Source organism: Streptomyces sp. MGP-BFMKR1 (assembly GCF_057766585.1).
In genome coordinates this window covers 1,586,953-1,612,835 of record NZ_CM173408.1, presented here as the reverse complement: position 1 = coordinate 1,612,835, position 25,883 = coordinate 1,586,953, and the positions used below count along the sequence as shown (strand labels likewise).

Annotated in this window: 2 protein-coding genes; both read left to right on the top strand. The window is 70.1% G+C overall.

Features of this window, described 5'->3' with window-relative positions:
* The first annotated feature begins 74 nt into the window (after nt 1-74).
* Nucleotides 75-15,650, top strand: a complete 15,576-nt coding sequence (locus AC3CHW_RS05820) for a type I polyketide synthase (protein ID WP_488469777.1) — start codon at nt 75-77, stop codon at nt 15,648-15,650.
* An 82-nt stretch (nt 15,651-15,732) separates the two neighbouring features.
* Complete coding sequence (locus AC3CHW_RS05815; RefSeq protein WP_488469776.1) at nt 15,733-25,869, top strand: type I polyketide synthase; 10,137 nt, start codon at nt 15,733-15,735, stop codon at nt 25,867-25,869.
* The last annotated feature ends 14 nt before the right edge of the window (nt 25,870-25,883 follow it).

Here is a 25,883-nt window from a genome sequence, read left to right as displayed (position 1 = left end):
GCAATGCGTGTTCTCACAACTTTCAGGGCCGTTGCGCTCTTCCGGCGAACGACGCGTCAAGTGTGGAGTTTCTGATGCCTGCTGCATCCAACCAGAACAAAGCCGTTGAAGCGCTGCGCAAGTCGTTCAAGGAAATCGAGCGGCTCCGGCGTCAGAACCGCCAGCTGATCAGTTCGGCCACCGAGCCCATTGCCATTATCGGTATGGCCTGCCGGTTTCCGGGTGGCGTGAATTCCCCCGAGGCGCTGTGGCGCCTGGTCGCCGACGGATCGGACGCCATTACCCCCTTTCCGACAAACCGTGGCTGGGACGTGGAGGGGATCTACAATCCGGACCCGGAACACCCGGGTACCAGTTACGTTCGCGAAGGCGGCTTCCTCCACGACGCGGACCAGTTCGACTCCGCGTTCTTCGGCATCTCGCCCCGCGAGGCGCTGGCCATGGACCCGCAGCAGCGGCTGCTCCTTGAGACGTCGTGGGAGGTCATGGAGCGGGCGGGCATCGACCCCGCGTCGTTGCGTGGCAGCCAGACAGGCGTCTTCACCGGCGCCATGCACACCACCTACGCTTCCGAGGCCGCGCAGATCCCGGACGAGATCGAGCCGTACCTCCACAACGGCGCCACCACCAGCATCGCCTCGGGCCGTGTCTCCTACACCTTCGGTTTCGAAGGCCCCGCCCTGACGGTGGACACCGCCTGCTCATCGGCGCTGGTCGCCCTGCACCTGGCCGCGCAGGCGCTGCGTCAGGGCGAGTGCTCCATGGCGCTGGTCGGCGGTGCGACGGTCATGGTGAGCCCCAAGGGCTTCGTCACCTTCAGCCGCCAGCGCGGACTGGCCGCCGACGGCCGGTGCAAGGCGTTCGCCGACGCCGCCGACGGCACCACCTGGTCCGAGGGCGTCGGTGTGCTGCTGGTGGAGCGGCTGTCCGACGCGCGGCGCAACGGGCACGAGATCCTGGCGGTGGTGCGCGGCTCCGCCGTGAACCAGGACGGCGCGAGCAACGGCCTGACGGCCCCCAACGGCCCCTCGCAGCGCCGCGTGATCCGGCAGGCCCTCGAGAACTGCGAGCTGACCCCCAGCCAGATCGACGCGGTCGAGGCGCACGGCACCGGCACGACGCTGGGTGACCCGATCGAGGCGCAGGCGCTGCTGGCCACCTACGGCCAGGAGCGGCCGGAGGGCCGTCCGCTGTGGCTGGGTTCGCTGAAGTCGAACCTCGGTCACACGCAGGCCGCTGCCGGCGTGGCCGGTGTCATCAAGATGGTGATGGCGATGCGGCACGGCGTCCTGCCGAAGACGCTGCACGTGGACGAGCCATCGAGCCACGTGGACTGGTCCGAGGGCGAGATCGAGCTGCTGACCGAATCCAGGCAGTGGCCGGAGACGGGCGAGCCGCGCAGGGCCGGTGTGTCCTCGTTCGGCGTGAGCGGGACGAACGCGCACGTGATCCTGGAGCAGGCGCCGGAGGCCGAGGCGGCCGATGCCGAGGTTGCCGAGGAGCCTGCCGACGGCGGTGTCGCGGGTCCGGTGGCCTGGGTGGTGTCGGGCAAGACCGACACCGCGTTGCGGGCGCAGGCCGGCCGACTGCGGGAGTTCGTGGCCGAGCGCTCCGAGCTGAGCGCCGCTGATGTGGCGCTCTCCCTGGCGACGACCAGGTTCGCGTTCGAGCAACGCGTCGTGGTGACCGGCACCAGCCGTGAGCAGCTCATCGAGCGCCTGGAGGCGGTAGCTGAGGGGACGAAGCTCCCCGGTGTGGTCTGGGGAGACGGCGCCGAGACACCTGGCCGTTCGGTGTTCGTCTTCCCGGGTCAGGGTGCGCAGTGGGTGGGTATGGCGGTGGGGTTGTTGGACTCCTCGCCGGTGTTCGCGGAGGCGGTGGCCGAGTGCGAGGCGGCCCTGTCGGCGTATGTGGACTGGTCGTTGACGGATGTCCTGCGTGGTGTTGAGGGCGCTCCCGGTTTTGATCGGGTGGATGTCGTTCAGCCGGTGTTGTTCGCGGTGATGGTGTCGCTGGCGAAGTTGTGGCGTTCGGTGGGTGTGGTGCCGGATGCGGTGATGGGTCACAGTCAGGGTGAGATCGCGGCTGCGTGTGTGGCTGGCGCGTTGTCGCTGGAGGATGCCGCGAAGGTGGTGGCGTTGCGGTCGCGGGCCATCGCGGGTGGTCTGGCGGGTCGCGGTGGCATGGTGTCGGTGGGGTTGCCGGTGGACCAGGCGCGGGAGCGCATCGCGAGTTGGGGCGGTGCGATATCGGTCGCCGCGGTTAACGGGCCGGGTTCGGTTGTGGTCGCCGGCGATCCGGGTGCGTTGGATGAGATGGTGGCCCAGCTTGAGGGTGAGGAGGTGCGGGTTCGCCGGGTGCCGGTGGACTACGCCTCGCACTCGGCGCATGTGGAGTCGATCCGCGAGGAACTGTTGAAGGTCCTGGTGGACATCGCGCCGCGTTCGTCGCAGGTGCCGTTCTACTCGACGGTGTCGGGTGAGCTGGTGGACACGGCGGGTCTGGACGCCGAGTACTGGTACCGGAACCTGCGCCAGACGGTCGAGTTGGAGGCAACGACCCGTCGCCTGCTCGATGAGGGCCACACCGTGTTCGTCGAGGTGAGCCCGCACCCGGTGCTGACCCTGCCGGTGCAGCAGACGGTGGAGGCCGCTGACGCCCAGGCTGTGGTCGTCGGCACGCTGCGCCGTGACGAGGGTGGGGCCGAGCGGTTCCTGACCTCTGCGGCTGAGCTCTATGTCAGCGGGGCAAGCGTCGACTGGCGGAAGGTGTTCGCCGGGCACGGTGGCCGGCAGGTCGACTTGCCGACGTACGCCTTCCAGCGGGAGCGCTTCTGGCTTGATGCCCCTGCGGGTGTGGGTGATGTGGGTTCGGTGGGGTTGGGTTCGTTGGGGCATCCGTTGTTGGGTGCGGTGGTGTCGTTGGCCAGCGGTGGCGGGGTGCTGCTGAGTGGTCGGTTGTCGGTGGCCACACATGAGTGGCTGGCGGATCACGCCGTCCATGGGATGACGCTGCTGCCCGGGACGGCGTTCGTGGAGCTGGCGGTACTGGCGGGCGATCAGGTCGGCTGTGGCCGGGTTGAGGAACTGATCCTTGAGGCGCCGCTGATCCTGCCTGAGCACGGTGGGGTGCACCTTCAGGTTGAGGTGGGGGAGGCGGACGCTTCCGGCTTCCGCGAGGTGAGTGTGTTCTCGCGGGAGGAGGCGGAGAGCGAGGGCGCCGTCTGGACGCGGCATGCCCATGGCCTGCTGGGTTCGGCTGTGCCCGGTTCCGAGGCTCCCTTCGACTTTGGTGTGTGGCCGCCGGTGGGGGCTGAGTTGGTTGATGTGTCGGGTGAGTATGTGCGGGCTGCGGCCAGTGGGTTGGAGTATGGGCCGGTTTTCCGGGGGTTGAGGCGGGCGTGGCGGCGTGGTGGTGAGGTGTTCGCGGAGGTCGAGCTTCCGGAGGGTGAGCGGGAGCGGGCGGGCCGGTTTGGTTTGCATCCGGCGTTGTTCGACGCGGCGTTGCACGCGATGGGTGTGAGCGAGGGTTTGGCGGGTGGTTCGGGGAGCTTGTTGCCGTTCTCGTGGCGTGGGTTTGCTTTGGCGGCGGTGGGTGCGACGTCGTTGCGGGTGCGGTTGGCTCCGGCGGATCAGGGTGCGGGTGCGGTGTCGGTGTGGGTGGGGGATGAGTCGGGGCGTGGGGTGGCGTCGGTTGAGTCGTTGGTGTTGCGGCCGGTTGACGCGGGCCAGTTGAGTGCGGCGGGTGGGGCGGCGCGCGATGCGTTGTTCCGGGTGGAGTGGGTGGATGCGCCTGGGGTTGTGGCGGCGGGTGAGGTGGCGTCGGGGACTGAGGTTGTGCGGGTGGTCTCTGGCGATGTGGGTTCGGGTGTGGTGGGTGAGGTGTATAGGCGGGTTCTTGAGGTGTTGGAGCGGGTGCAGGCGTGGGTGGGGGATGAGGGTGTTACGGGTGAGCGGTTGGTGGTGGTGACGCGGGGTGCTGTCGACGCGGGTGATGGTGTGGTGGATGTGGCGGGGGCTGCGGTGTGGGGTTTGGTGCGGTCCGCGCAGTCGGAGAATCCTGGGCGTTTGGTGTTGGTGGACACCGATGACCTGGAGGGTGTGGACGGTCTGCTTCCCGGGGCGTTGGCCTTGGGGGAGGAGCAGGTGGTGGTGCGGTCGGGTGTGGTGCGGGTGCCGCGTTTGGGTCGGGTGGTGTCTTCGGGTGAGGTTCCGGTGTCGGGGGTGTTTGGTTCGGGTGCGGTGTTGGTGACGGGTGGCACAGGTGTGCTGGGTGGTTTGGTGGCCCGGCACCTGGTGGAGCACCACGAGGTCAGGAAGTTGGTGTTGCTCTCTCGTCGCGGTGTGGAGGCTGAGGGCGCGGTGGGGTTGCGGGAGGAGTTGGAGGCTGCGGGCGCTGAGGTGGTGGTCGTGGCGTGTGATGCTGCGGATCGTGAGGCGTTGGCTGGGGTGTTGGCGGGGTTGCCTGAGGGTTTCGCGTTGAGCGGTGTGGTGCATGCGGCGGGTGTGTTGGATGACGGGTTGTTGACGTCGTTGACGCGTGGGCGGGTTGAGTCGGTGTTGCGGGCGAAGGTGGATGCGGCGTGGAACTTGCATGAGTTGACGGAGGGGATGGGTCTGTCGGCGTTTGTGTTGTTCTCGTCGGCGGCTGGTGTGTTGGGCAGTGCGGGGCAGAGCAACTACGCGGCGGCGAATGTGTTCCTGGATGGGCTTGCGTCGTGGCGGCGGGCTCGGGGGTTGCCGGGTGTGTCGATGGCGTGGGGTTTGTGGGCCGAGGCCAGCGGCATGACCGGACACCTCGGCGAGGACGACGTCCAGCGGATATCCCGCTCGGGCCTGGTACCACTGGCCACGGACGAGGGGCTTGAGCTGTTCGACGCGGCCCTGGTCTCGGATGCGGTCGTTCCGGTTCTCTTCCGGCTGGACGTCCCGGCGCTGCGTGCGCAGGGTGCCGAACTCCCCGCCCTCTTCCGCAACGTCGTGCCGGGGGTGACGGTCCGGCGCGTCGTGGGCGCCGGCGCCGCGGACGTGGACGACGTCGCCACCCGCCTGCGGCGGCGACTGGCCGACATGTCCGAGGCGGACCAGGAGCAGTTCCTGCTCGACGAGCTGATACGCGTCCAGGCGGCTGCCGCCCTGGGTCACGCGAAGTCGGACACGGTCGGGGCGGGACGGCCCTTCAAGGAGCTGGGCTTCGACTCGCTCACCGCCGTCGAACTACGGAACCGCCTGAGCGCGGAGACGGGTCTGCGCCTCCCAGCCACGCTCGTCTTCGACTACCCGAACCCGACCGTACTGGCGGGCTATCTGCGCTCGGAGATCCTCGGGGCGCAGGACACGGCCATCGCGGCGCCGGCGACGGGCGGATCCGCCAACACCCCGGCACACACGGACGACGACCCCATCGCGATCGTCGCCATGAGCTGCCGTTTCCCCGGTGGGGTGCGGACGCCCGAGGAATTCTGGCACCTGGTGATGGGTGGCACCGACGCCATCGCCCCGCTCCCGTCCAACCGCGGCTGGGACCTCGAAACGACGTACGACCCGGACCCCGCGCGCGAGGGCACGTACTACGCCCGCAACGGTGGTTTCCTCTACGACGCGGACCAGTTCGACCCGGCGTTCTTCGGGATCTCGCCACGTGAGGCGCTCTCGATGGACCCGCAGCAGCGGCTGCTGCTTGAGACCTCGTGGGAGGCGTTCGAGCGGGCCGGTATCGACCCCGAGTCGGCGAAGGGAAGCCGGACCGGAGTCTTCGTCGGCGTCGTGTACAACGACTACGGCACCCGGCTACAAGGGAACGCCCCCGAAGGCTTCGAGGGCTATCTCGGCACCGGCAGCGCGGGCAGCGTGGCCTCGGGCCGGATCTCGTACACCTTGGGCTTGGAAGGGCCCGCCGTGACGGTGGACACCGCGTGCTCGTCGTCGCTGGTCGCGCTGCACCTCGCGGTCCAGGCGTTGCGCCAGGGCGAATGCGACCTGGCGCTCGCCGGTGGTGCGACGGTGATGTCCACACAGGCCGGGCTGGTGGACTTCAGCCGTCAGCGCGCGCTGTCCGCCGACGGCAAGTGCAAGGCGTTCAGCAACGCCGCCGACGGATTCGGATTCGCCGAGGGCGTCGGGCTGCTGCTCGTCGAGCGGCTCTCGGACGCCCGGCGCAACGGCCACGAGGTGCTGGCCCTCGTCCGGGGGTCGGCGGTCAACCAGGACGGCGCGTCCAACGGCCTGACCGCCCCGAACGGACCGTCACAGCAGCGGGTGATCCGCGCGGCGCTCAAGACCGCCCGCCTGTCGGGCGCCGACGTGGACGCGGTCGAGGCGCACGGTACGGGTACGTCGCTGGGTGACCCGATCGAGGCGCAGGCGCTGCTGGCCACCTACGGCCAGGACCGGCCCGCGGACCAGCCGCTGTGGCTCGGATCGGTGAAGTCGAACATCGGCCATTCGCAAGCGGCGGCCGGTGTTGCCGGTGTCATCAAGATGGTGATGGCGATGCGGCACGGCGTACTGCCGCAGTCGCTGCATGTGGATGAGCCGTCACAACACGTGGATTGGTCGGCGGGCGACATCGAGCTGCTGGCCGAGGCCAGGCCGTGGCCGGAGTCGGGCCACCCGCGCCGCGCCGGCGTCTCGTCCTTCGGCGTGAGCGGGACGAACGCGCACGCGATCCTGGAGCAGGCCCCGGAGGCCGAGGCGGCTGGCGACGCTGAGGCCGAGGTCACCGGTGGTCCGGTGGCCTGGGTCGTCTCGGGCAAGAGTGACACCGCGTTGCGGGCGCAGGCCGGCCGGTTGCGGGAGTTCGTGGCCGAGCATCCTGAGTTGGGCGCTGCTGATGTGGCGTTCTCGTTGGCGACGTCGCGTTCGGTGTTCGAGCACCGTGGGGTGGTGACGGGTGCCGATCGTGAGGAGTTGTTGGGCCGGTTGGGTGCGTTGGCCGGGGACGAGGTGGTCTCGGGTGTGGCGCGTGGTGTGGCCGATGTGCGTGGCCGTTCGGTGTTCGTCTTCCCGGGTCAGGGTGCGCAGTGGGTGGGTATGGCGGTGGGGTTGTTGGACTCCTCGCCGGTGTTCGCGGAGGCGGTGGCCGAGTGCGAGGCGGCTCTGTCGGCGTATGTGGACTGGTCGTTGACGGACGTGTTGCGTGGTGTCGAGGGTGCTCCCGGGTTTGATCGGGTGGATGTGGTGCAGCCGGTGTTGTTCGCGGTGATGGTGTCGTTGGCGCGGTTGTGGCGTTCGGTGGGTGTGGTGCCGGATGCGGTGATGGGTCACAGTCAGGGTGAGATCGCGGCGGCCTGTGTGGCCGGTGCGTTGTCGCTGGAGGACGCCGCGAAGGTGGTGGCGTTGCGGTCGCGGGCCATCGCGGGTGGTCTGGCGGGCCGTGGTGGCATGGTGTCGGTGGGGCTGCCGGTGGACCAGGCGCGGGAGCGCATCGCGGGTTGGGGCGGTGCGATATCGGTTGCCGCGGTCAACGGGCCGGGTTCGGTTGTGGTCGCCGGTGATCCGGGTGCGTTGGATGAGATGGTGGCCCAGCTTGAGGGTGAGGAGGTGCGGGTTCGCCGGGTGCCGGTGGACTACGCCTCGCACTCCGCGCACGTGGAGTCGATCCGCGAGGAACTGTTGAAGGTCCTGGCGGACCTGAAGCCGCGCACCTCGCAGGTGCCGTTCTACTCGACGGTGTCGGGTGAGCTGGTGGAGACGGCCGCTCTGGACGCGGAGTACTGGTACCGGAACCTGCGTCAGACGGTGGAGTTGGAGGCCACGACCCGCCTCCTGCTGGGTGACGGTCACACCGTGTTCGTCGAGGTGAGCCCGCATCCGGTGCTGACCCTGCCCGTGCAGCAGACGGTGGAGGCCGCTGACGCCCAGGCCGTGGTCGTCGGCACGCTGCGGCGTGACGAGGGTGGCCTGGAGCGGTTCCTGACCTCCGCCGCCGAGTTGCATGTCAACGGCGCTGACGTCGACTGGCGGAAGGTGTTCGCCGGACACGGTGGCCGGCAGGTCGACCTGCCGACGTACGCCTTCCAGCGGCAGCGGTACTGGCTGGACGCCGTCTCGGCTGCTGAGGTGGCGGTCGCCGGTGATGGCTTGAGCGCGGATGCGGTGGACGCGCGTTTCTGGGAAGCGGTGGAGCGTGAGGATCTGGAGGCGTTGGCGCGGACGTTGGAGGTGGAGGACGAGGAGCGGCAGTCGTCGTTGACGGCGTTGCTTCCGGCGCTCTCGTCCTGGCGTCGTCAGCGGCGTGAGCAGAACACGGTGGACAGTTGGCGCTACAAGGTGGTCTGGAAGCCCCTGGCGTCCGCCACCGGCGCGACCCTCTCGGGCACCTGGCTCGTTGTCCTTGCCGCGTCGCACGCCGATGACGCCCTCGTGTCCGCCACGGTGAACGGGCTGGAGACGAAGGGGGCCGAGGTCGTCCGGGTGGTGCTGGACGGATCGGGTGACGACCGTGGGGCGGTGGCGGAGCGCTTGCGGGGAGCGCTCGACGAGGCTGGGGTGGAGCCGTCGGGTGTGGCGGGTGTGCTCTCGCTGTTGGCGTTGGATGAGGCGGGGCACGCGTCGTTTGAGGGTGTTCCTGCCGGGCTTGCCGCGATGGTGGGGTTGGTTCAGGGGTTGGGTGATGTGGGTGTGGGGGCCGCGTTGTGGTGTGGCACCCGGGGTGCGGTGTCGGTGGGTCGCTCTGACCGGCTGGTGAGCCCGGTGCAGTCGATGGTGTGGGGCCTGGGCCGGATCGTGGGGGTGGAGTATCCGCAGCGTTGGGGCGGGCTTGTCGACCTTCCCGAGACGTTGGATGAGCGTGCTGTGTCGCGTCTGGTCGGGGTGTTGGCGGGTGTGGAGGGTGAGGACCAGGTCGCGGTGCGTGGTTCGGGTGTGTTCGCCAAGCGGCTGGTACGCGCTTCCGCTCCCCAGGCCACGGGTGTTGAGGGGTGGCGGCCGAGTGGTTCGGTGTTGGTGACCGGTGGTACGGGTGCGCTCGGTGGCCATGTGGCCCGTTGGTTGGCGCGTACAGGTGCTGAGCATCTGGTGTTGACGAGTCGTCGTGGGTTGGGGGCTTCAGGTGCCGCTGAGTTGAAGGCGGAGCTTGAGGGCCTGGGGGCTCGCGTGACCGTGGCCGCGTGTGATGTGGCCGACCGTGAGGCGTTGGCGGCGGTGTTGGACGGCATTCCGGAGGAGTTGCCGCTGACTGCCGTGGTGCATACGGCGGGTGTGTTGGACGACGGTGTGGTGGATGCCCTGTCGGTGGAGCGGGCGGCCGGGGTGTTGCGTCCGAAGGTGGTTGCCGCGTGGAACCTGCACGAGTTGACGGCGGGGTTGGACCTGTCGGCGTTCGTGCTGTTCTCCTCTGCGGCGGGCACGTTGGGTGGGCCGGGTCAGGGGAGTTATGCGGCGGGTAACGCGTATCTGGACGCGTTGGCGTTGCAGCGGCGCGCGGATGGTCTTCCCGCGACGTCCATCGCCTGGGGCGCCTGGGCCGACAGCGGTTTGGCGGTCGCCGGGGGGCACGAGGAGCAGATGAGCCGCTCGGGGATGCTGGCCATGTCCCCCGAACTGGCGATCTCGGCGCTGCACCAGGCGTTGGACCACGACGAGACGTTCCTCGCCGTCGCGGACATCGACTGGACACGTTTCGAAGCGGACTCTTTCGCCACCCCCCTCTTCCGCGAGTTGCGCGACGCGCGGGCCACGGCCACGGCCACGGGGAAGCAGTCCGCGCCGGGCAGCGCCGACCGCGGGCGGGCCGAGCTTCACGACCGGCTGGAAGCTCTGCCCCGGGAGAAGCGCGAAGCCGCGCTGCGCGATCTGGTGCGTGCCCAGGCCGCCGATGTCCTCGCTCACGACAGCGCGGACGCGGTCGCCTCGGACCGTGCCTTCCGCGACCTCGGATTCGACTCGCTGACCGCCGTCGAACTGCGCAACCGGATCGGCGCGGCGACCGGGCTGCGGCTGCCGGTCAGTCTGGTCTTCGACTACCCCACGCCCACGGTGCTGGCCCGGTTCCTGAACGGTGAGATGTTCGGAACCGAGGAAGACGGCGCCGCCGAGATCACGCCGCCCCGATCGGACTCGTTTGACGAGCCCATCGCGATCGTGGCGATGAGCTGCCGCTTCCCGGGCGGCGTGCGGACCCCTGAGCAGTTGTGGGACGTGGTGAACGCCGGAGTCGACACGATCTCCGGATTCCCCGCCGACCGTGGCTGGGACCTCGAAGGGCTCTACGACCCCGACCCTGACAAGCCCGGCAAGACCTACGCGCTCACCGGCGGCTTCCTGGACAACATCGCCGACTTCGACCCGGACTTCTTCGGTATCTCACCGCGCGAGGCCCTGGCCATGGACCCCCAGCAGCGGCTGCTGTTGGAGACGTCCTGGGAGGCGTTCGAGCGGGCCGGTATCGACCCGGCGGCGTTGCGCGGCAGCCAGGCGGGTGTCTTCATCGGCTCGAACTACCAGGATTACAGCGGCCGGGCCATCAGCGCGCCGGACGGTGTGCAGGGGTACCTCGGACTCGGCAGCGCGTCCAGCGTCTCCTCCGGCCGTATCTCCTACACCTTCGGCTTCGAGGGCCCGGCCGTCACGGTGGACACCGCGTGTTCGTCGTCGCTGGTCGCCCTGCACCTGGCCTGCCAGTCGCTGCGCCAGGGAGAGTGCGACATGGCGCTGGCCGGCGGTGTGACGATCATGGCCACGCCGGGCACGTTCGTCGAGTTCAGCGCCCAGCGTGTGCTGTCGCCGGACGGACGGTGCAAGGCGTTCTCCGCCGAGGCCGACGGCACCGGCTGGTCCGAGGGTGTGGGCATGCTCCTTGTGGAGCGCCTGTCGGACGCCCGGCGCCGCGGCCACCGGGTGCTGGCCGTCGTCCGGGGCTCGGCCATCAACCAGGACGGCGCGTCCAACGGCCTCACGGCCCCCAACGGCCCGTCGCAGCAGCGGGTGATCGGTAAGGCCCTTGAGAACGCGGGTCTGTCGGCCGCCGATGTGGACGCCGTCGAGGCCCACGGCACGGGCACCTCGCTGGGTGACCCGATCGAGGCGCAGGCGCTGCTGGCCACCTACGGCAAGGACAGGCCCGAGGACCAGCCGCTGTGGCTGGGTTCCATCAAGTCGAACATCGGTCACACGCAGGCCGCCGCCGGTGTCGCGGGTGTCATCAAGATGGTGATGGCCATGCGCGAGGGCGTCCTGCCCAAGACGCTCCACGCGGACGAGCCATCCCCGCACGTCGACTGGACCAGCGGCGCCGTGTCGCTGCTGAGCGAGGCGACCGCGTGGCCGCAGACGGACCGCCCGCGCCGGGCGGCCGTGTCGTCCTTCGGGATCAGCGGCACCAACGCGCACACGATCATCGAGGCGGCCGACCCCGTTGAGTCGCCGTCGCCGTCGCCGGAGTCGGGTGGCGATGCCACCGGTTCGCCGGCCGGTACCGCGGTGGTTCCCTGGCTGCTCTCCGGCAGCAACGCCGATGCGCTGAGCGCCCAGGCCGGGCAGCTGCGCGAGTTCGACGGTGTGCGCACCGCTGGCGCCGGTGACGTCGCCGACATCGGCTACTCGCTGGCGACCACCCGTTCCGCCCTGCCCTACCGCGCTGCCGTGGTCGCGGAGGACCCGGCGCAGTTCCGCTCCGGGCTCGAAGCGCTGGCGGAGGGCAGGAACGCGGCCACGCTGATCCAGGGCGTGGCACGGGCCGAGCACAAGACGGCGTTCCTGTTCTCGGGCCAGGGCGCACAGCGGCTCGGCATGGGCCGGGAGTTGTACGACGCCTTCCCGGTGTTCGCGCAGGCGCTGGACGAGGTGTGCTCGTACCTCGACATGCTGCTCGACCGCCCGCTGACCGAGGTGATGTTCGCGGTCGAGGGCAGTGCCGACGCCGAACTGCTGCACCAGACGGCGTTCACGCAGCCCGCGCTCTTCGCGATCGAGGTGGCGCTCTACCGACTCCTGGAGCACTGGGGCATCACCCCCGACGTGCTGATCGGCCACTCCATCGGTGAGATCGCCGCCGCCCACGTGGCCGGGGTGTTCTCCATCGAGGACGCGTGCGCCCTGGTGGTGGCCCGTGGCCGGCTGATGCAGGCGCTGCCCGAAGGCGGCGCGATGGTGGCCGTCCAGGCACCCGAGGAGGAGGTCGCCGCGTCGCTGGCCGGTCGTGAGGCCGAGGTGAGCATCGCGGCCGTCAACGGCCCCACGGCCGTGGTCGTCGCGGGCGACGAGCCCGCCGTGCTGGAGATCGCCGGACAGTGGGAGCGAGAGGGCCGCAAGACCCGCCGCCTACGGGTCAGCCACGCCTTCCACTCCCCGCGCATGGACGGTGTGCTCGGTGACTTCCGGAAGGTCGTCGAAGGGCTGTCGTTCGCCCCGCCGACCATGTCCCTGGTCTCCAACGTCACCGGTACCCCGGCCCACGCGGACGAGATGTGCTCGCCGGAGTACTGGGTCCGGCACGTGCGCGAGGCCGTGCGGTTCGCGGACGGCATACGGACCCTGGAGAACCTGGGCGTGACCTCGTTCGTCGAGGTGGGCCCGGACGGTGTGCTCACCGCGATGGCGCAGGACTGCCTGACGGCCGCGGACCCCGACGGCGCGGTCGCTCCCGCCCTCGTGGCCGTGCTGCGCAAGGACCGGCCCGAGCTTCAGTCGCTGACCACGGCGCTGGCCGAACTCCACGTCCACGGTGCCACGGTGGACTGGGAGGCGGTGTTCGCCGGGCACGGCGCCCGGCGGGTGGAACTGCCCACCTACGCGTTCCAGCGGCAGCGCTACTGGCTCGACGCCGCGCCGACCACCAGTGGAGACGTGACGTCGGCCGGCCTGGACTCGCCCGACCATCCGCTCCTCGGCGCCGCCGTCGCCCTGGCCGAAACCGACACCTACCTGTTCACCGGGCGCCTGTCGGTCGCCACTCAGCCGTGGCTGGCCGACCACGCCTTCGCGGACACCGTTCTCTTCCCCGGCACGGCCTTCGTGGAACTGGCCCTGCGCGCGGCCGAGCAGGTGGGCTACGAGCGGGTCGAGGAACTGACCATCGAAACGCCGTTGGTCCTGCCCGTACACGGCGCGGTCCAGATCCAGCTCACCGTGGGCGCGCCCGACGAGTCCGGAGCCCGTTCGCTCAACCTGTACTCCAGGCCCGAGGGCGCCCAGCCGGACGACCCCTGGACACGTCATACGACCGGCCTGCTCAGCAGGGACCCGTCCACCACGGCACCGGCGTCCCTGGCCGCCGACTTCGCCGTGTGGCCGCCCGCGGAGGTGGAGGCCGTCGACGTGGCGGATCTCTACGACCGCTTCATCGACGTCGGCTTCGCCTACGGCCCGGCCTTCCAGGGGCTACGCGCCGCCTGGCGCCGTGGCGACGAGATCTTCGCCGAGGTCGACCTGCCCGAGGCGCAGGAGGGCGAGGCCGCGCGCTACGGCCTCCACCCAGCGCTGCTCGACGCGTCCCTGCACACCGTGGCGTTCAAGCCGTCCGGTAGCGACGGCAGCACCCTCCCGTTCTCGTGGAACGGCGTGACCCTCCACGCGAGCGGCGCGTCCGCGCTGCGCGTACGGCTGGCGAGCGTCGGCGAGGACACGGTCTCCCTGCACGTCACCGACGTCTCCGGCGCGCTCGTCGCCTCGGTCGACTCCCTCGTCCTGCGGCCCGTGGCCCCGGAGCAGGTCAACTCCGCCCAGCCGCACGAGTCGCTGTACCAGGTCGACTGGGTGCCGACCGCCCCCGAGCCGAGCGGCGCGACCACCGGGCACTGGGCGCTCGTCGGACCCGACCAGGCCGAGCTGACCGGCGCCCTCGCATCGACCGATGTCACCGTCGACACCTACCCGGACCTCGCGGCCCTGGCCGAGGCCGTCAACGCGGGCGCGACCACGCCCGACGTCGTCCTCGCCGCGATCGTGTCCCGCACCGGCCGGACGCGGGAACTGGCACAGGCGGTACGAGAAGCCGGCCACCACGCCCTCGACCTGCTCAAGAGCTGGCTGGCCGACCACCGCCTCGGCGCCTCCCGGCTGGTCTTCCTCACCCAGGGGGCCATCGCCGCGGGCGACGACACCGATGTGGCCGACCCCGCCAGCGCGGCCGTCTGGGGCCTGGTGCGCTCGGCCCAGTCCGAGAACCCCGGCCGGTTCGTCCTGGCCGACCTGGACGACGAGGAGGGCTCGCGCCGGCTCCTCCCCGCGGCGCTCGCCACCGACGAACCCCAGGTCGTGCTCCGGAACAGCACGGTCCTGGCCGGCAGGCTGGCCCGGGTGACGGTGCGCGGCAGCGCGTCCGAGCAGGGCGGCGCGCGGTCGGCCACGACCGGCGCCACCTGGAACCCGCGGGGCACCGTCCTGGTCACCGGGGCCGCGTCCGGCCTCGGCGGCCTGGTCGCCAAGCACCTCGTCGGCGAGCACGGCGTCCGCCACCTCGTCCTGGTCAGCCGCCGCGGCCTCGCCGCGGACGGCGCGGCCGAACTGCGGACGGAGCTCACGGACCTCGGCGCCCATGCCGTGGTCGCCGCGTGCGACACCGCCGACCGCGACTCCCTCGCCGCGCTCCTGGCCTCCCTGCCGGACGAACACCCGCTCACCGCCGTGGTGCACACCGCCGGAGTGCTGGACGACGGCGTCGTCGAAGCGCTCACCCCCGAGCGGGTCGACCGTGTGCTGCGGCCCAAGGTGGACGCGGTGCTCAACCTGCACGAGCTGACCGCCGGTCTCGATCTGTCCGCGTTCGTGCTCTTCTCCTCGCTCTCCGGGACCCTCGGCGGCACCGGCCAGGCCAACTACGCTGCCGCCAACGCCTTCCTGGACGCCTTCGCCCACCGGCGCAGGGCCGAGGGCCTTCCCGCCCAGTCGCTCGCCTGGGGCCTGTGGGAGGAGCGCAGCGGCATGACCGGCAAGCTGGACGAGGCCCACATGCGGCGCCTCGCCCGCGAGGGCGTGACCCCGATGTCCTCCGCGGAGGCCCTGGCCCTGTTCGACACCGCCTGCGGCATCGACGCGGCCACCCTCGTCCCGGCACGGCTCAACGCCGCGGCGTGGCGAGCCCAGGACGGGCCGGTCCCCGCGCTGCTGCGGGGCATCATCCGCACCACGGCGCGGCGCGGCCCCGCGAAGACACCCACGGGCGGGACCGGCGCCGACTCCGCCGACCTGCGGCGCCGTATCGGCTCGATGCGACCCGCCGCCCGGCAGCAGGAACTCCTGGAACTGGTGACCGAGCACGCGGCCATGGCGCTGGGCCACGACAGCCCCCGCATGATCGCCCCTGACCGTGGCTTCCTCGAACTCGGCTTCGACTCGCTGACCGCGGTCGGACTGCGCAACCAGCTCGGCACGGCGACCGGCCTCCGGCTCCCCGCCACCCTGCTGTTCGACTACACGACGTCCAGGGCACTGGCCGGATACCTGGCGCAGGAGCTCGTGACGGACGAGCCGGACGCGTCGCTGGTGCTGCCGGTCCTGTCGGAGCTGGAGAAGTTGGAGACCTCGATCGCCGAGGTGGTGGCGGACGAAGCCGCCACGGAACGTCTCACCTCGCGCCTCCAGCAGGTCCTGGCGAAGCTGACCGTGAGGCAGCAGGCGGGGACGGCGAAGGGTGAGGTCGCCGCCGCCGACACGTTCGAGTCGGCGACCGACGACGAGATCTTCGACTTCCTCGACGAGGAACTCGCGTGACGCGGACGCCCCTGTCCCCGGAAGTGACCGGCCGAAGGCTTTCCACCCCTGTCCGGGGTGCTCAGAGGAGTGACCAGAAACGGTGAGCGAGACCAAGCTGCGCGACTACCTCAAGCGCGCGACGGCCAGCCTGCACGAAACTCGTCAGGAGCTGAAGGAACTCAAGGACAGGGACCGGGAGCCCATCGCGATCGTCGGCATGGGATGCAGGTATCCCGGAGGGGTGGAGTCGCCCGAAGACCTGTGGGAGCTGGTCGCCTCGGGCACCGACGCGATCTCCACCTTCCCCGTGGACCGGGGGTGGGACGAGGACCTGTACGACCCCGACCCGGAGAAGCCGGGCAAGAGCTACACGCGTGAGGGCGGGTTCCTGCACGACGCGAACGGCTTCGACGCCTCCTTCTTCGGTATGAGCCCGCGTGAGGCACTGGCGACCGACCCGCAGCAGCGGCTGCTCCTCGAGACCTCGTGGGAAGCGCTGGAGCGGGCGGGCATCGATCCGGCGTCCGCGCGCGGCAGCCGAACCGGCGTGTTCGTCGGCGTGATGTACAACGACTACGGCTCCCGCATCCAGGCCATACCGGAGGGCCTCGAAGGCCACCTCGGCAACGGCAGCGCCGGAAGTATCGCCTCCGGCCGCATCTCGTACACCTTCGGCTTCGAAGGCCCCGCCGTGACCGTGGACACCGCGTGCTCCTCGTCACTCGTGGCGCTCCAACTGGCCGTCCAGGCGCTCCGCAAGGGCGACTGCTCGCTCGCGCTCGCCGGCGGCGTGGCCATGATGGCGACACCAGGGGTGTTCATCGAGTTCAGCCGGTTGCGCGGCCTCGCCGCGGACGGACGCTGCAAGTCGTTCTCGAACGCCGCCGACGGCACCGGATGGTCCGAGGGCGCCGGTGTGCTGCTGCTGGAGCGGCTGTCCGACGCCCAGCGCAACGGGCACCAGGTGTTGGCCGTGGTACGGGGCGCCGCCGTCAACCAGGACGGGGCGAGCAGCCGGCTGACGGCGCCCAACGGCCCCTCCCAGCAGCGGGTGATCCGCGACGCGCTGCGCAACGCCGGCCTGTCCGCCGCCGATGTGGACGCGGTGGAGGCGCACGGCACCGGAACACCGCTGGGCGACCCGATCGAGGCGCAGGCGCTGCTGGCCACGTACGGCAAGGAACGCTCCGGAGCCGACCGGCCGTTGTGGCTGGGCTCGTTCAAGTCGAACGTGGGGCACACACAGGCGGCCGCGGGCGTGGGCGGCGTCATCAAGATGGTGATGGCGATGCGGCACGGCGTGTTGCCCAAGACGCTTCATGTGGGCGAGCCGTCGGAACATGTGGACTGGTCGGCGGGGGCGGTGTCGCTGCTGACCGAGTCGACCCCGTGGCCGGAGACGGGTGAGCGGCGCAGGGCCGGTGTGTCCTCGTTCGGTGTGAGCGGGACGAACGCGCACGTGATCCTGGAGCAGGCGCCGGAGGCCGAGGCGGCGGAGGAGCCCGAGGCCGGGGTCGTCGATGGTCCGGTGGCCTGGGTGGTGTCGGGCCGTAGCCAGGAGGGGCTGCGGGCGCAGGCGGGCCGGTTGCGGGAGTTCGTGGCCGAGCGTCCGGAACTGGGCGCCGCCGACGTGGCGCGGTCGCTGGTCCTGACTCGGTCGGTGCTGGAGCACCGCGCGGTGCTGGTGGGCCGGGACCGGGACGCGTTGCTGTCCGGCCTGGACGCCGTCACGGAGAAGTCCGCTCGTCCGGGCGTGGTGGTGGGCGAGAGCGCGCCTCCCGGTCGTTCGGTGTTCGTGTTCCCGGGTCAGGGTGCGCAGTGGGTGGGTATGGCGGTGGGGTTGTTGGATTCCTCGCCGGTGTTCGCCGATGCGGTGGGTGAGTGTGAGGCGGCTCTGTCGGCGTATGTGGACTGGTCGTTGACGGATGTGCTGCGTGGCGCCGAGGGTGCGCCCGGTTTTGATCGGGTGGATGTGGTGCAGCCGGTGTTGTTCGCGGTGATGGTGTCGCTGGCGAAGTTGTGGCGTTCGGTGGGTGTGGTGCCAGATGCGGTGATGGGTCACAGTCAGGGTGAGATCGCGGCGGCCTGTGTGGCGGGCGCGTTGTCGCTTGAGGATGCCGCGAAGGTGGTGGCGTTGCGGTCGCGGGCCATCGCGGGTGGTCTCGCGGGTCGTGGTGGCATGGTGTCGGTGGGGCTGTCGGTGGACCAGGCGCGGGAGCGCATCGCGGGTTGGGATGGCGCGATATCGGTTGCCGCGGTTAACGGGCCGGGTTCGGTTGTGGTGTCTGGTGATCCGGGTGCGTTGGATGAACTGGTGGCCCAGCTTGAGGGTGAGGAGGTGCGGGTTCGCCGGGTGCCGGTGGACTACGCGTCACACTCCGCGCATGTGGAGTCGATCCGCGAGGAGTTGTTGAGGGTCCTGGCGGACATCGCGCCGCGTACCTCGCAGGTGCCGTTCTACTCGACGGTGTCGGGTGAGCTGGTGGAGACGGCCGCTCTGGACGCGGAGTACTGGTATCGCAACCTGCGTCAGACGGTTGAGCTGGAGGCCACGACCCGTACTCTCCTGGGCACTGGGCATGGTGTGTTCATTGAGGTGAGCCCGCATCCGGTGCTGAATCTGCCGGTGCAGCAGACGGTGGAGGCCGTCGAGGCGCAGGCCGTGGTTGTGGGGACCTTGCGGCGGGACGAGGGCGGCCTGGAGCGGTTCCTGACCTCCGCCGCCGAGGTGTTCGTGAACGGCGTCGAGGTGGACTGGGTCACTGTGTTGGAGGGCCGAGGCGGTCGGCAGGTCGACTTGCCGACGTATGCCTTCCAGCGGGAGCGCTTCTGGCTTGATGCCCCTGCGGGTGTGGGTGATGTGGGTTCGGTGGGGTTGGGTTCGTTGGGGCATCCGTTGTTGGGTGCGGTGGTGTCGTTGGCCAGTGGTGGCGGGGTGCTGCTGAGCGGTCGGGTGTCGTTGGCCACGCATGAGTGGCTGGCGGACCACGCCGTCCACGGGGTCGTGCTGCTGCCCGGGACGGCGTTTGTCGAGCTTGTGGGGCAGGCCGGGGACCAGGTCGGCTGTGGCCGGATTGAGGAACTCGTCCTTGAGGCGCCGCTGATCCTGCCCGAGCACGGTGGGGTGCGCATCCAGGTCGAGGCCGGGGAGGCGGACGCTTCCGGCTTCCGCGAGGTGAGCGTGTTCTCGCGGGAGGAGGCAGCGGGCGAGGACGTGCCGTGGACGTGCCATGCCCGCGGTGTCCTCGCACCGATGCCAGCCGCCGACGTGGCTCCCTTCGACTTTGGTGTGTGGCCGCCGGTGGGGGCTGAGTTGGTTGATGTGTCGGGTGAGTATGCGCGGGCTGCGGAGAACGGACTGGAGTATGGGCCGGTTTTCCAGGGGTTGAGGCGTGCGTGGCGGCGTGGTGGTGAGGTGTTCGCGGAGGTCGAGCTTCCGGAGGGTGAGCGGGAGCGGGCGGGCCGGTTTGGTTTGCATCCGGCGTTGTTTGACGCGGCGTTGCACGCGATGGGTGTGAGCGAGGGTTTGGCGGGTGGTTCGGGGAGCTTGCTGCCGTTCTCGTGGCGTGGGTTTGCTTTGGAGGCGGTGGGTGCGACGTCGTTGCGGGTGCGGTTGGCAGCGGCGGGCGATGGTTCGGACGCGGTGTCGGTGTGGGTGGGGGATGAGTCGGGGCGTGGGGTGGCGTCGGTTGAGTCGTTGGTGTTGCGGCCGGTTGACGCGGGCCAGTTGAGTGCGGTGGGTGGGGTGGCGCGGGATGCGTTGTTCCAGGTGGAGTGGGTGGAGGCGCCTGGGGTTGTGGCGGCGGGTGAGGTGGCGCCGGGGACTCAGGTTGTGCGGGTGGTCTCTGGCGATGTGGGTTCGGGTGTGGTGGGTGAGGTGTATGGGCGGGTTGTTGAGGTGTGGGAGCGGGTGCGGTCGTGGGTGGGGGATGAGGGTGAGGGTGTTGTGGGTGAGTGGTTGGTGGTGGTGACTGGGGGTGCTGTTGATGTGGGTGGTGGTGTGGTGGATTTGGCGGGGGCTGCGGTGTGGGGTTTGGTGCGGTCTGCGCAGTCGGAGAGTCCTGGGCGTTTGGTGTTGGTGGACACCGATGATCTGGAGGGTGTTGAGGGTGTTCTTCCCGGGGTGTTGGCCTTGGGGGAGGAGCAGGTGGTGGTGCGGTCGGGTGCGGTACGGGTACCGCGCTTGGGCCGGGTGCCGGTGCCGGATCCGTCGGGGCCGGGGGTGTTTGGTTCGGGTGCGGTGTTGGTGACGGGTGGCACGGGTGTGCTGGGTGGTTTGGTGGCCCGGCACCTGGTGGAGCGCCACGGGGTGAAGAAGTTGGTGTTGCTCTCTCGTCGTGGTGTGGGGGCTGAGGGTGCGGCGGAGTTGCGGGCGGAGTTGGAAGCGTCTGGCGCTGAGGTGGTGGTCGTGGCGTGTGATGCTGCGGATCGTGAGGCGTTGGCTGGGGTGTTGGCGGGGTTGCCTGAGGGTTTCGGGCTCAGTGGTGTGGTGCATGCGGCGGGTGTGTTGGATGACGGGTTGTTGACGTCGTTGACGCGTGTGCGGGTTGAGTCGGTGTTGCGGGCGAAGGTGGATGCGGCGTGGAACTTGCATGAGCTGACGGCCGAGTCGGGCCTGTCGGCGTTTGTGTTGTTCTCGTCGGCGGCTGGTGTGTTGGGCGGTGCGGGGCAGAGCAATTACGCGGCGGCGAACGTGTTCTTGGATGGTTTGGCGTCGTGGCGGCGGGCTCGGGGGTTGCCGGGTGTGTCGATGGCGTGGGGTTTGTGGGCCGAGGCCAGCGGCATGACCGGACACCTCGGCGAGAGGGACCTGCGCCGAGTGTCGCGTTCCGGCCTGGTGCCGCTCTCCTCCCAGGAGGGGCTTGAGCTATTCGACGCGGCTCTGGTCTCGGATGCGGTCGTTCCGGTTCTCTTCCGGCTGGACGTCCCGGCGCTGCGTGCGCAGGGTGCCGAACTCCCCGCCCTCTTCCGCAACGTCGTGCCCACCGTGACAGCGCGCCGTGTCGTGCGATCGGAGCAGGACGAAAGCCTTCCCCATGAACTGCGCCGCCGCCTCGCGGGCCTGCCGCAGGCAGCGCAGGATCAGATGTTGCTGGAGCTGGTCCGCGCGCAAACCGCGGCGGCCCTCGGACACTCCACCGCCGAGACCGTCAACACACGACGGCCCTTCAAGGAACTCGGCTTCGACTCGCTGATGGGGGTCGATCTCAGGAATCGGCTCACCGCGGAGACAGGTCTGCGGCTGCCCGCCACGCTGGTTTTCGACTATCCGACCCCGATGGCACTTGTCGGCCACATTCGTGACGAAATCCTGGGCGGAGACAGCGCTGCCTCGTCGGCGGGCGCGGTGGCGCTGGCCACGCCGGGCACGCCGGTGGACAACGACCCCATCGTGATCGTGAGTATGAGCTGCCGCTTTCCGGGCGGGGTGCGGACCCCCGAAGAGCTGTGGCAGTTGGTCATGGCGGGCACGGATGCGATGTCCGAGTTCCCGTCCGACCGTGGATGGGACCTTGAGCGCCTGTACGACCCGGACCCCGACCGCGAGGGCACGTACTACGCCCAGAACGGCGGGTTCCTCTACGACGCGCACCAGTTCGACCCCGCGTTCTTCGACATGAGTCCGCGCGAGGCACTGGCGACCGACCCGCAACAGCGGCTGCTCCTTGAGACCTCGTGGGAGGCGTTCGAACGGGCCGGTATCGACCCCACGACCAAGCGGGGCAGCCGGTCCGGTGTGTTCGTGGGCGTGATGTACAACGACTACGGCACCCGGCTGCGGCAGGTTCCCGAGGGCTTCGAGGGATCTCTCGGCAGTGGAAGCGCCGGAAGCGTGGCATCCGGTCGTATCTCGTACACGCTCGGTCTTGAGGGACCCGCGGTGACGGTGGACACGGCGTGTTCGTCGTCGCTGGTCGCGCTGCACCTGGCCGCGCAGGCGCTACGCCAAGGCGAATGCGACCTGGCGCTCGCCGGAGGCGTCTCGGTGATGTCGTCGCCCGGTGCGTTCGTGGAGTTCAGCCGGCAGCGTGGCCTGGCCCCCGACGGCCGCTGCAAGCCGTTCGCGGACGCGGCGGATGGTACGGGTTGGTCCGAGGGTGTGGGCATGCTGCTCCTGGAGCGGCTGTCGGACGCGCGGCGCAACGGCCACCAGGTGCTGGGCATCGTGCGGGGTTCGGCGGTCAACCAGGACGGCGCCAGCAACGGTCTGACCGCGCCCAGCGGCCCGTCCCAGCAGCGGGTGATCCGCCAGGCGCTGGCCAGCGCCGGACTGTCCGCCGCCGAGGTCGACGTGGTCGAGGCGCACGGCACGGGTACGACGCTGGGTGACCCAATCGAGGCCCAGGCGTTGTTGGCCACCTACGGTCAGGAGCGGCCGGAGGATCGTCCGCTGTGGCTGGGCGCGCTGAAGTCGAACATTGGTCATACGCAGGCGGCTGCGGGCGTGGCTGGGGTCATCAAGATGGTGATGGCGATGCGGCATGGTGTGTTGCCGCAGTCGTTGCATGTGGATGAGCCGTCGCGGCAGGTGGACTGGTCGGCGGGTGAGGTGCGGCTGCTGACGGAGGCCACCGAGTGGCCGGAGACCGGGCGTCCGCGTCGGGCCGGTGTTTCCGCCTTCGGCGTGAGTGGGACCAACGCGCACACCATCATCGAGCAGGCCCCGCCGGCCGGCGAGGAAGAGTCCGGGGCCGGGGAAGTTCCGGCTTCCGGTGTCGACGGTGGTGTGGCCACGTGGTTGCTGTCGGCGCGTGGTGCGGACGCGTTGCGGGCGCAGGCGGCGCGGCTCAGGGCGTTCCTGTTGGAGCGGGCTGAGTGGAGTGCGTGGGATGTCGGTCACTCGCTGGTGGCGACGCGGTCGATGTTCGAGCACCGTGCGGTGGTGTCGGGCGCGAGTCGTGCGGAACTCCTCGCCGGACTCGATGCCGTCGCATCCGGCGAAGCCGCCCCGGGACTGGTTCAGGGCGTCGCGAACGCTTCCGGGCTGCGGGCGTTCCTGTTCTCGGGCCAGGGTGCGCAACGCCTCGGTATGGGGCAGGAGTTGTACGACGCCTTCTCGGTGTTCGCCCGCGCCCTGGACGAGGTGTGCGCCCATCTGGACGTGCTCCTTGACCGTCCGCTGAAGGACGTGATGTTCGCGGCGGAGGGTGGTCCGGATGCTGAGCTGCTGGATCGGACGGGATTCACGCAGCCGGCGTTGTTCGCTGTCGAGGTGGCGTTGTTCCGGTTGCTGGAGCACTGGGGTGTCGCCCCGGATGTGGTGATGGGCCACTCGGTGGGTGAGATCGCTGCCGCGTATGTGGCGGGGGTGTTCTCTCTGGAGGACGCGTGTGCGTTGATCGCGGCGCGTGGTCGGTTGATGCAGGCGCTGCCGGAGGGTGGCGCGATGGTGGCGGTGCAGGCGTCCGAGGAGGAGATCGCTGGGTCGCTTGCCGGTCGTGAGGCGGAGGTGAGCATCGCGGCGGTCAACGGCCCGACGGCCGTGGTGATCGCGGGTGATGAGGCCGCCGTACGGGAGATCGCCGGGCAGTGGGAGCAGCAGGGCCGCAAGACCCGTCGCCTGCGGGTCAGCCACGCGTTCCACTCGCCGCGTATGGACGCCATGCTGGGCGACTTCCGCAAGGTCGTCGAGGGGCTGTCGTTCGCCCCACCGACCATCGCGCTGGTCTCCAACGTGACCGGTGAGCCAGCGGGCGCGGACGACGTGTGCTCGGCGGAGTACTGGGTGCGGCATGTGCGGCAGGCGGTGCGGTTCGCGGACGGGGTGCGGGCGCTGGAGAAGCTCGGAGTGACCTCGTTCATGGAGGTGGGTCCCGACGGCGTGCTCACCGCGATGACGCAGGACTGCCTGCGGGCGGACGCGGGCCCGGCCTCGGTCGTGGCACCCGCTCTGCGTAAGGACCGCCCGGAGATACAGGCGCTGACGGCGGCGCTGGCCGAACTCCATGTGCACGGTGTCGAGGTGGGTTGGGAGCAGGTCTTCGCCGGGCGTGGTGGGCGAACAGTGGAGCTGCCGACGTACGCCTTCCAGCGTCAGCGCTACTGGCTGGAGGACCCGGCGGAGGCGTCGGCCAGCTCCGTGCCGGGTGGTTCCGCCGCGGTGGACAGCGTGGACGCGCGGTTCTGGGACGCGGTGGAACGTGAGGACCTGGAGGCGCTGGCGGAGACGCTGGACGTCGACGGGAGCGGTTCGCTGGGCGAGTTGTTGCCCGCGCTGGCCTCGTATCGCCGTCAGCAGCGCGAGCGGACCACGGTCGACGGCTGGCGCTACCGGGTCGCCTGGAAGCCGGTTCCGGAGGCGGCGGCGGGGACACTGTCGGGCACGTGGCTGCTGGTGGTGCCCGCCGGGCTCGCGGGCAGCGAGTTCACCGAGACGATTTCCCAAGGGCTCGAGAAGTCCGGTGCCCGTGTCGTACCGGTGGCGGTGGACGCGGGCGCGGACCGTGACGTGCTCGCCCGGGCACTGCTGGCCGCGGCCGACGGCGAATCCGAGGTCCGGGTGCTGTCGTTGCTCGCGTTGGACGAGGAGCCGATGGCCGGGCAACCGGTGTCCGCCGGGCTCGCGCTGACGCTGTGGCTGGTGCAGACCGTGGCAGGGCTGGGCGTGCGCGCTCGGCTGTGGTGTGGCACCCGGGGCGCGGTGTCGGTGGGTCGTTCCGACCGGCTCGCGAGCGCCACACAGGCGCAGGTGTGGGGCCTCGGCGGCGTCGCGGCGCTTGAACAACCGCAGCGTTGGGGAGGGCTTGTCGACCTTCCCGAGACGCTCGATGAGCGTGCTGTGTCGCGTCTGGTCGGGGTGTTGGCGGGTGTGGAGGGTGAGGACCAGGTCGCGGTACGTGGTTCGGGTGTGTTCGCCAAGCGGTTGGTACGCGCTTCCGCACCTCAGGCCGCGGGTGTTGAGGGGTGGCGTGCGAGCGGTTCGGTGCTGGTGACCGGTGGAACGGGCGCGTTGGGCGGCCATGCGGCTCGTTGGTTGGCTCGTCGGGGTGCTGAGCATCTGGTGTTGACGAGTCGTCGTGGGTTGGAGGCCGAGGGTGCCGTCGAGTTGAAGGCCGAGTTGGAGGGTCTGGGGGCTCGGGTGTCGGTGGTGGCGTGTGATGTGGCGGATCGTGAGGCGTTGGCGGCGGTGTTGGCGGGCATTCCGCGGGAGTTGCCGCTGACTGCCGTGGTGCACACGGCCGGTGTGCTGGATGACGGTGTGGTGGATGCCCTGACGGTGGAACGGGCCGCTGGGGTGTTGCGTCCGAAGGTGGTCGCGGCGCGGAACGTGCACGAGTTGACGGCGGAGATGGATCTGTCCGCGTTCGTGTTGTTCTCGTCGGCGGCGGGGACGTTGGGTGGGCCGGGTCAGGGGAGTTATGCGGCGGGTAACGCGTATCTGGACGCGTTGGCGTTGCAGCGGCGCGCGGATGGCCTTCCGGCGACGTCCATCGCCTGGGGCGCCTGGGCCGGCAGCGGCATGGCGGTCGACGGGGAGCTCGAAGAGCAGATGAGGCGGGGCGGCATGGCCCCGATGGACCCGGACCTGGCCATCTCCGCACTTCAGCGTGCTCTCGACCTGGACGAAGCCTTCCTCCTCGTAGCCGATGTCGCATGGGAGCGGCTCGCGGGCGAGCTGGGGGCGGACCGGGCGACAGCGTTGCTGAGCGAGCTGATGGAGACGCAGCGGCCGACGGCGTCACTGACGCCTTCCGACCCGGCGGCGACCGAGTCGGCGGCGACCGAGCTGCGCACCAGCCTGGAGGCGCTGCCCTCGGCGAAGCGTCAGCGCCAGCTACGCAAGCTGGTGCGCCAGCACGTCGCCGCTGTCCTGGCGCACACGGCCCCCGACGCCATCGGGAATGACCGGTCGTTCACAGAGCTGGGATTCGACTCCCTGACGGCCGTTCAGCTTCGCAACCGGCTGGGCGCGATCACCGGCCTGGAGCTGCCCACCACTCTGGCATTCGACTACCCGAACCTCATCGCCCTGGCCGAGCACCTGGAAGCAGGCATGTTCCCGCAAGGCGGTGGGGCCGAGCGAAACGGCTCGGAAGAGGACCGGATACGCGAGGCGTTGGCTTCCATTCCGCTCGCGCGTTTCCGTGAAGCCGGACTCATGGACACCCTGCTCGAACTCGCTCAGATATCGGAGAGCGGCTCTGAGTCGGCGCCGCAGGAAGAACTGAGTAGCGCGGTCGACACGATGGATGTCGATGACCTCGTCCAGAGGGCTCTGGGCGGCGCTGACCTTTGATGTTGTTGGAAGTG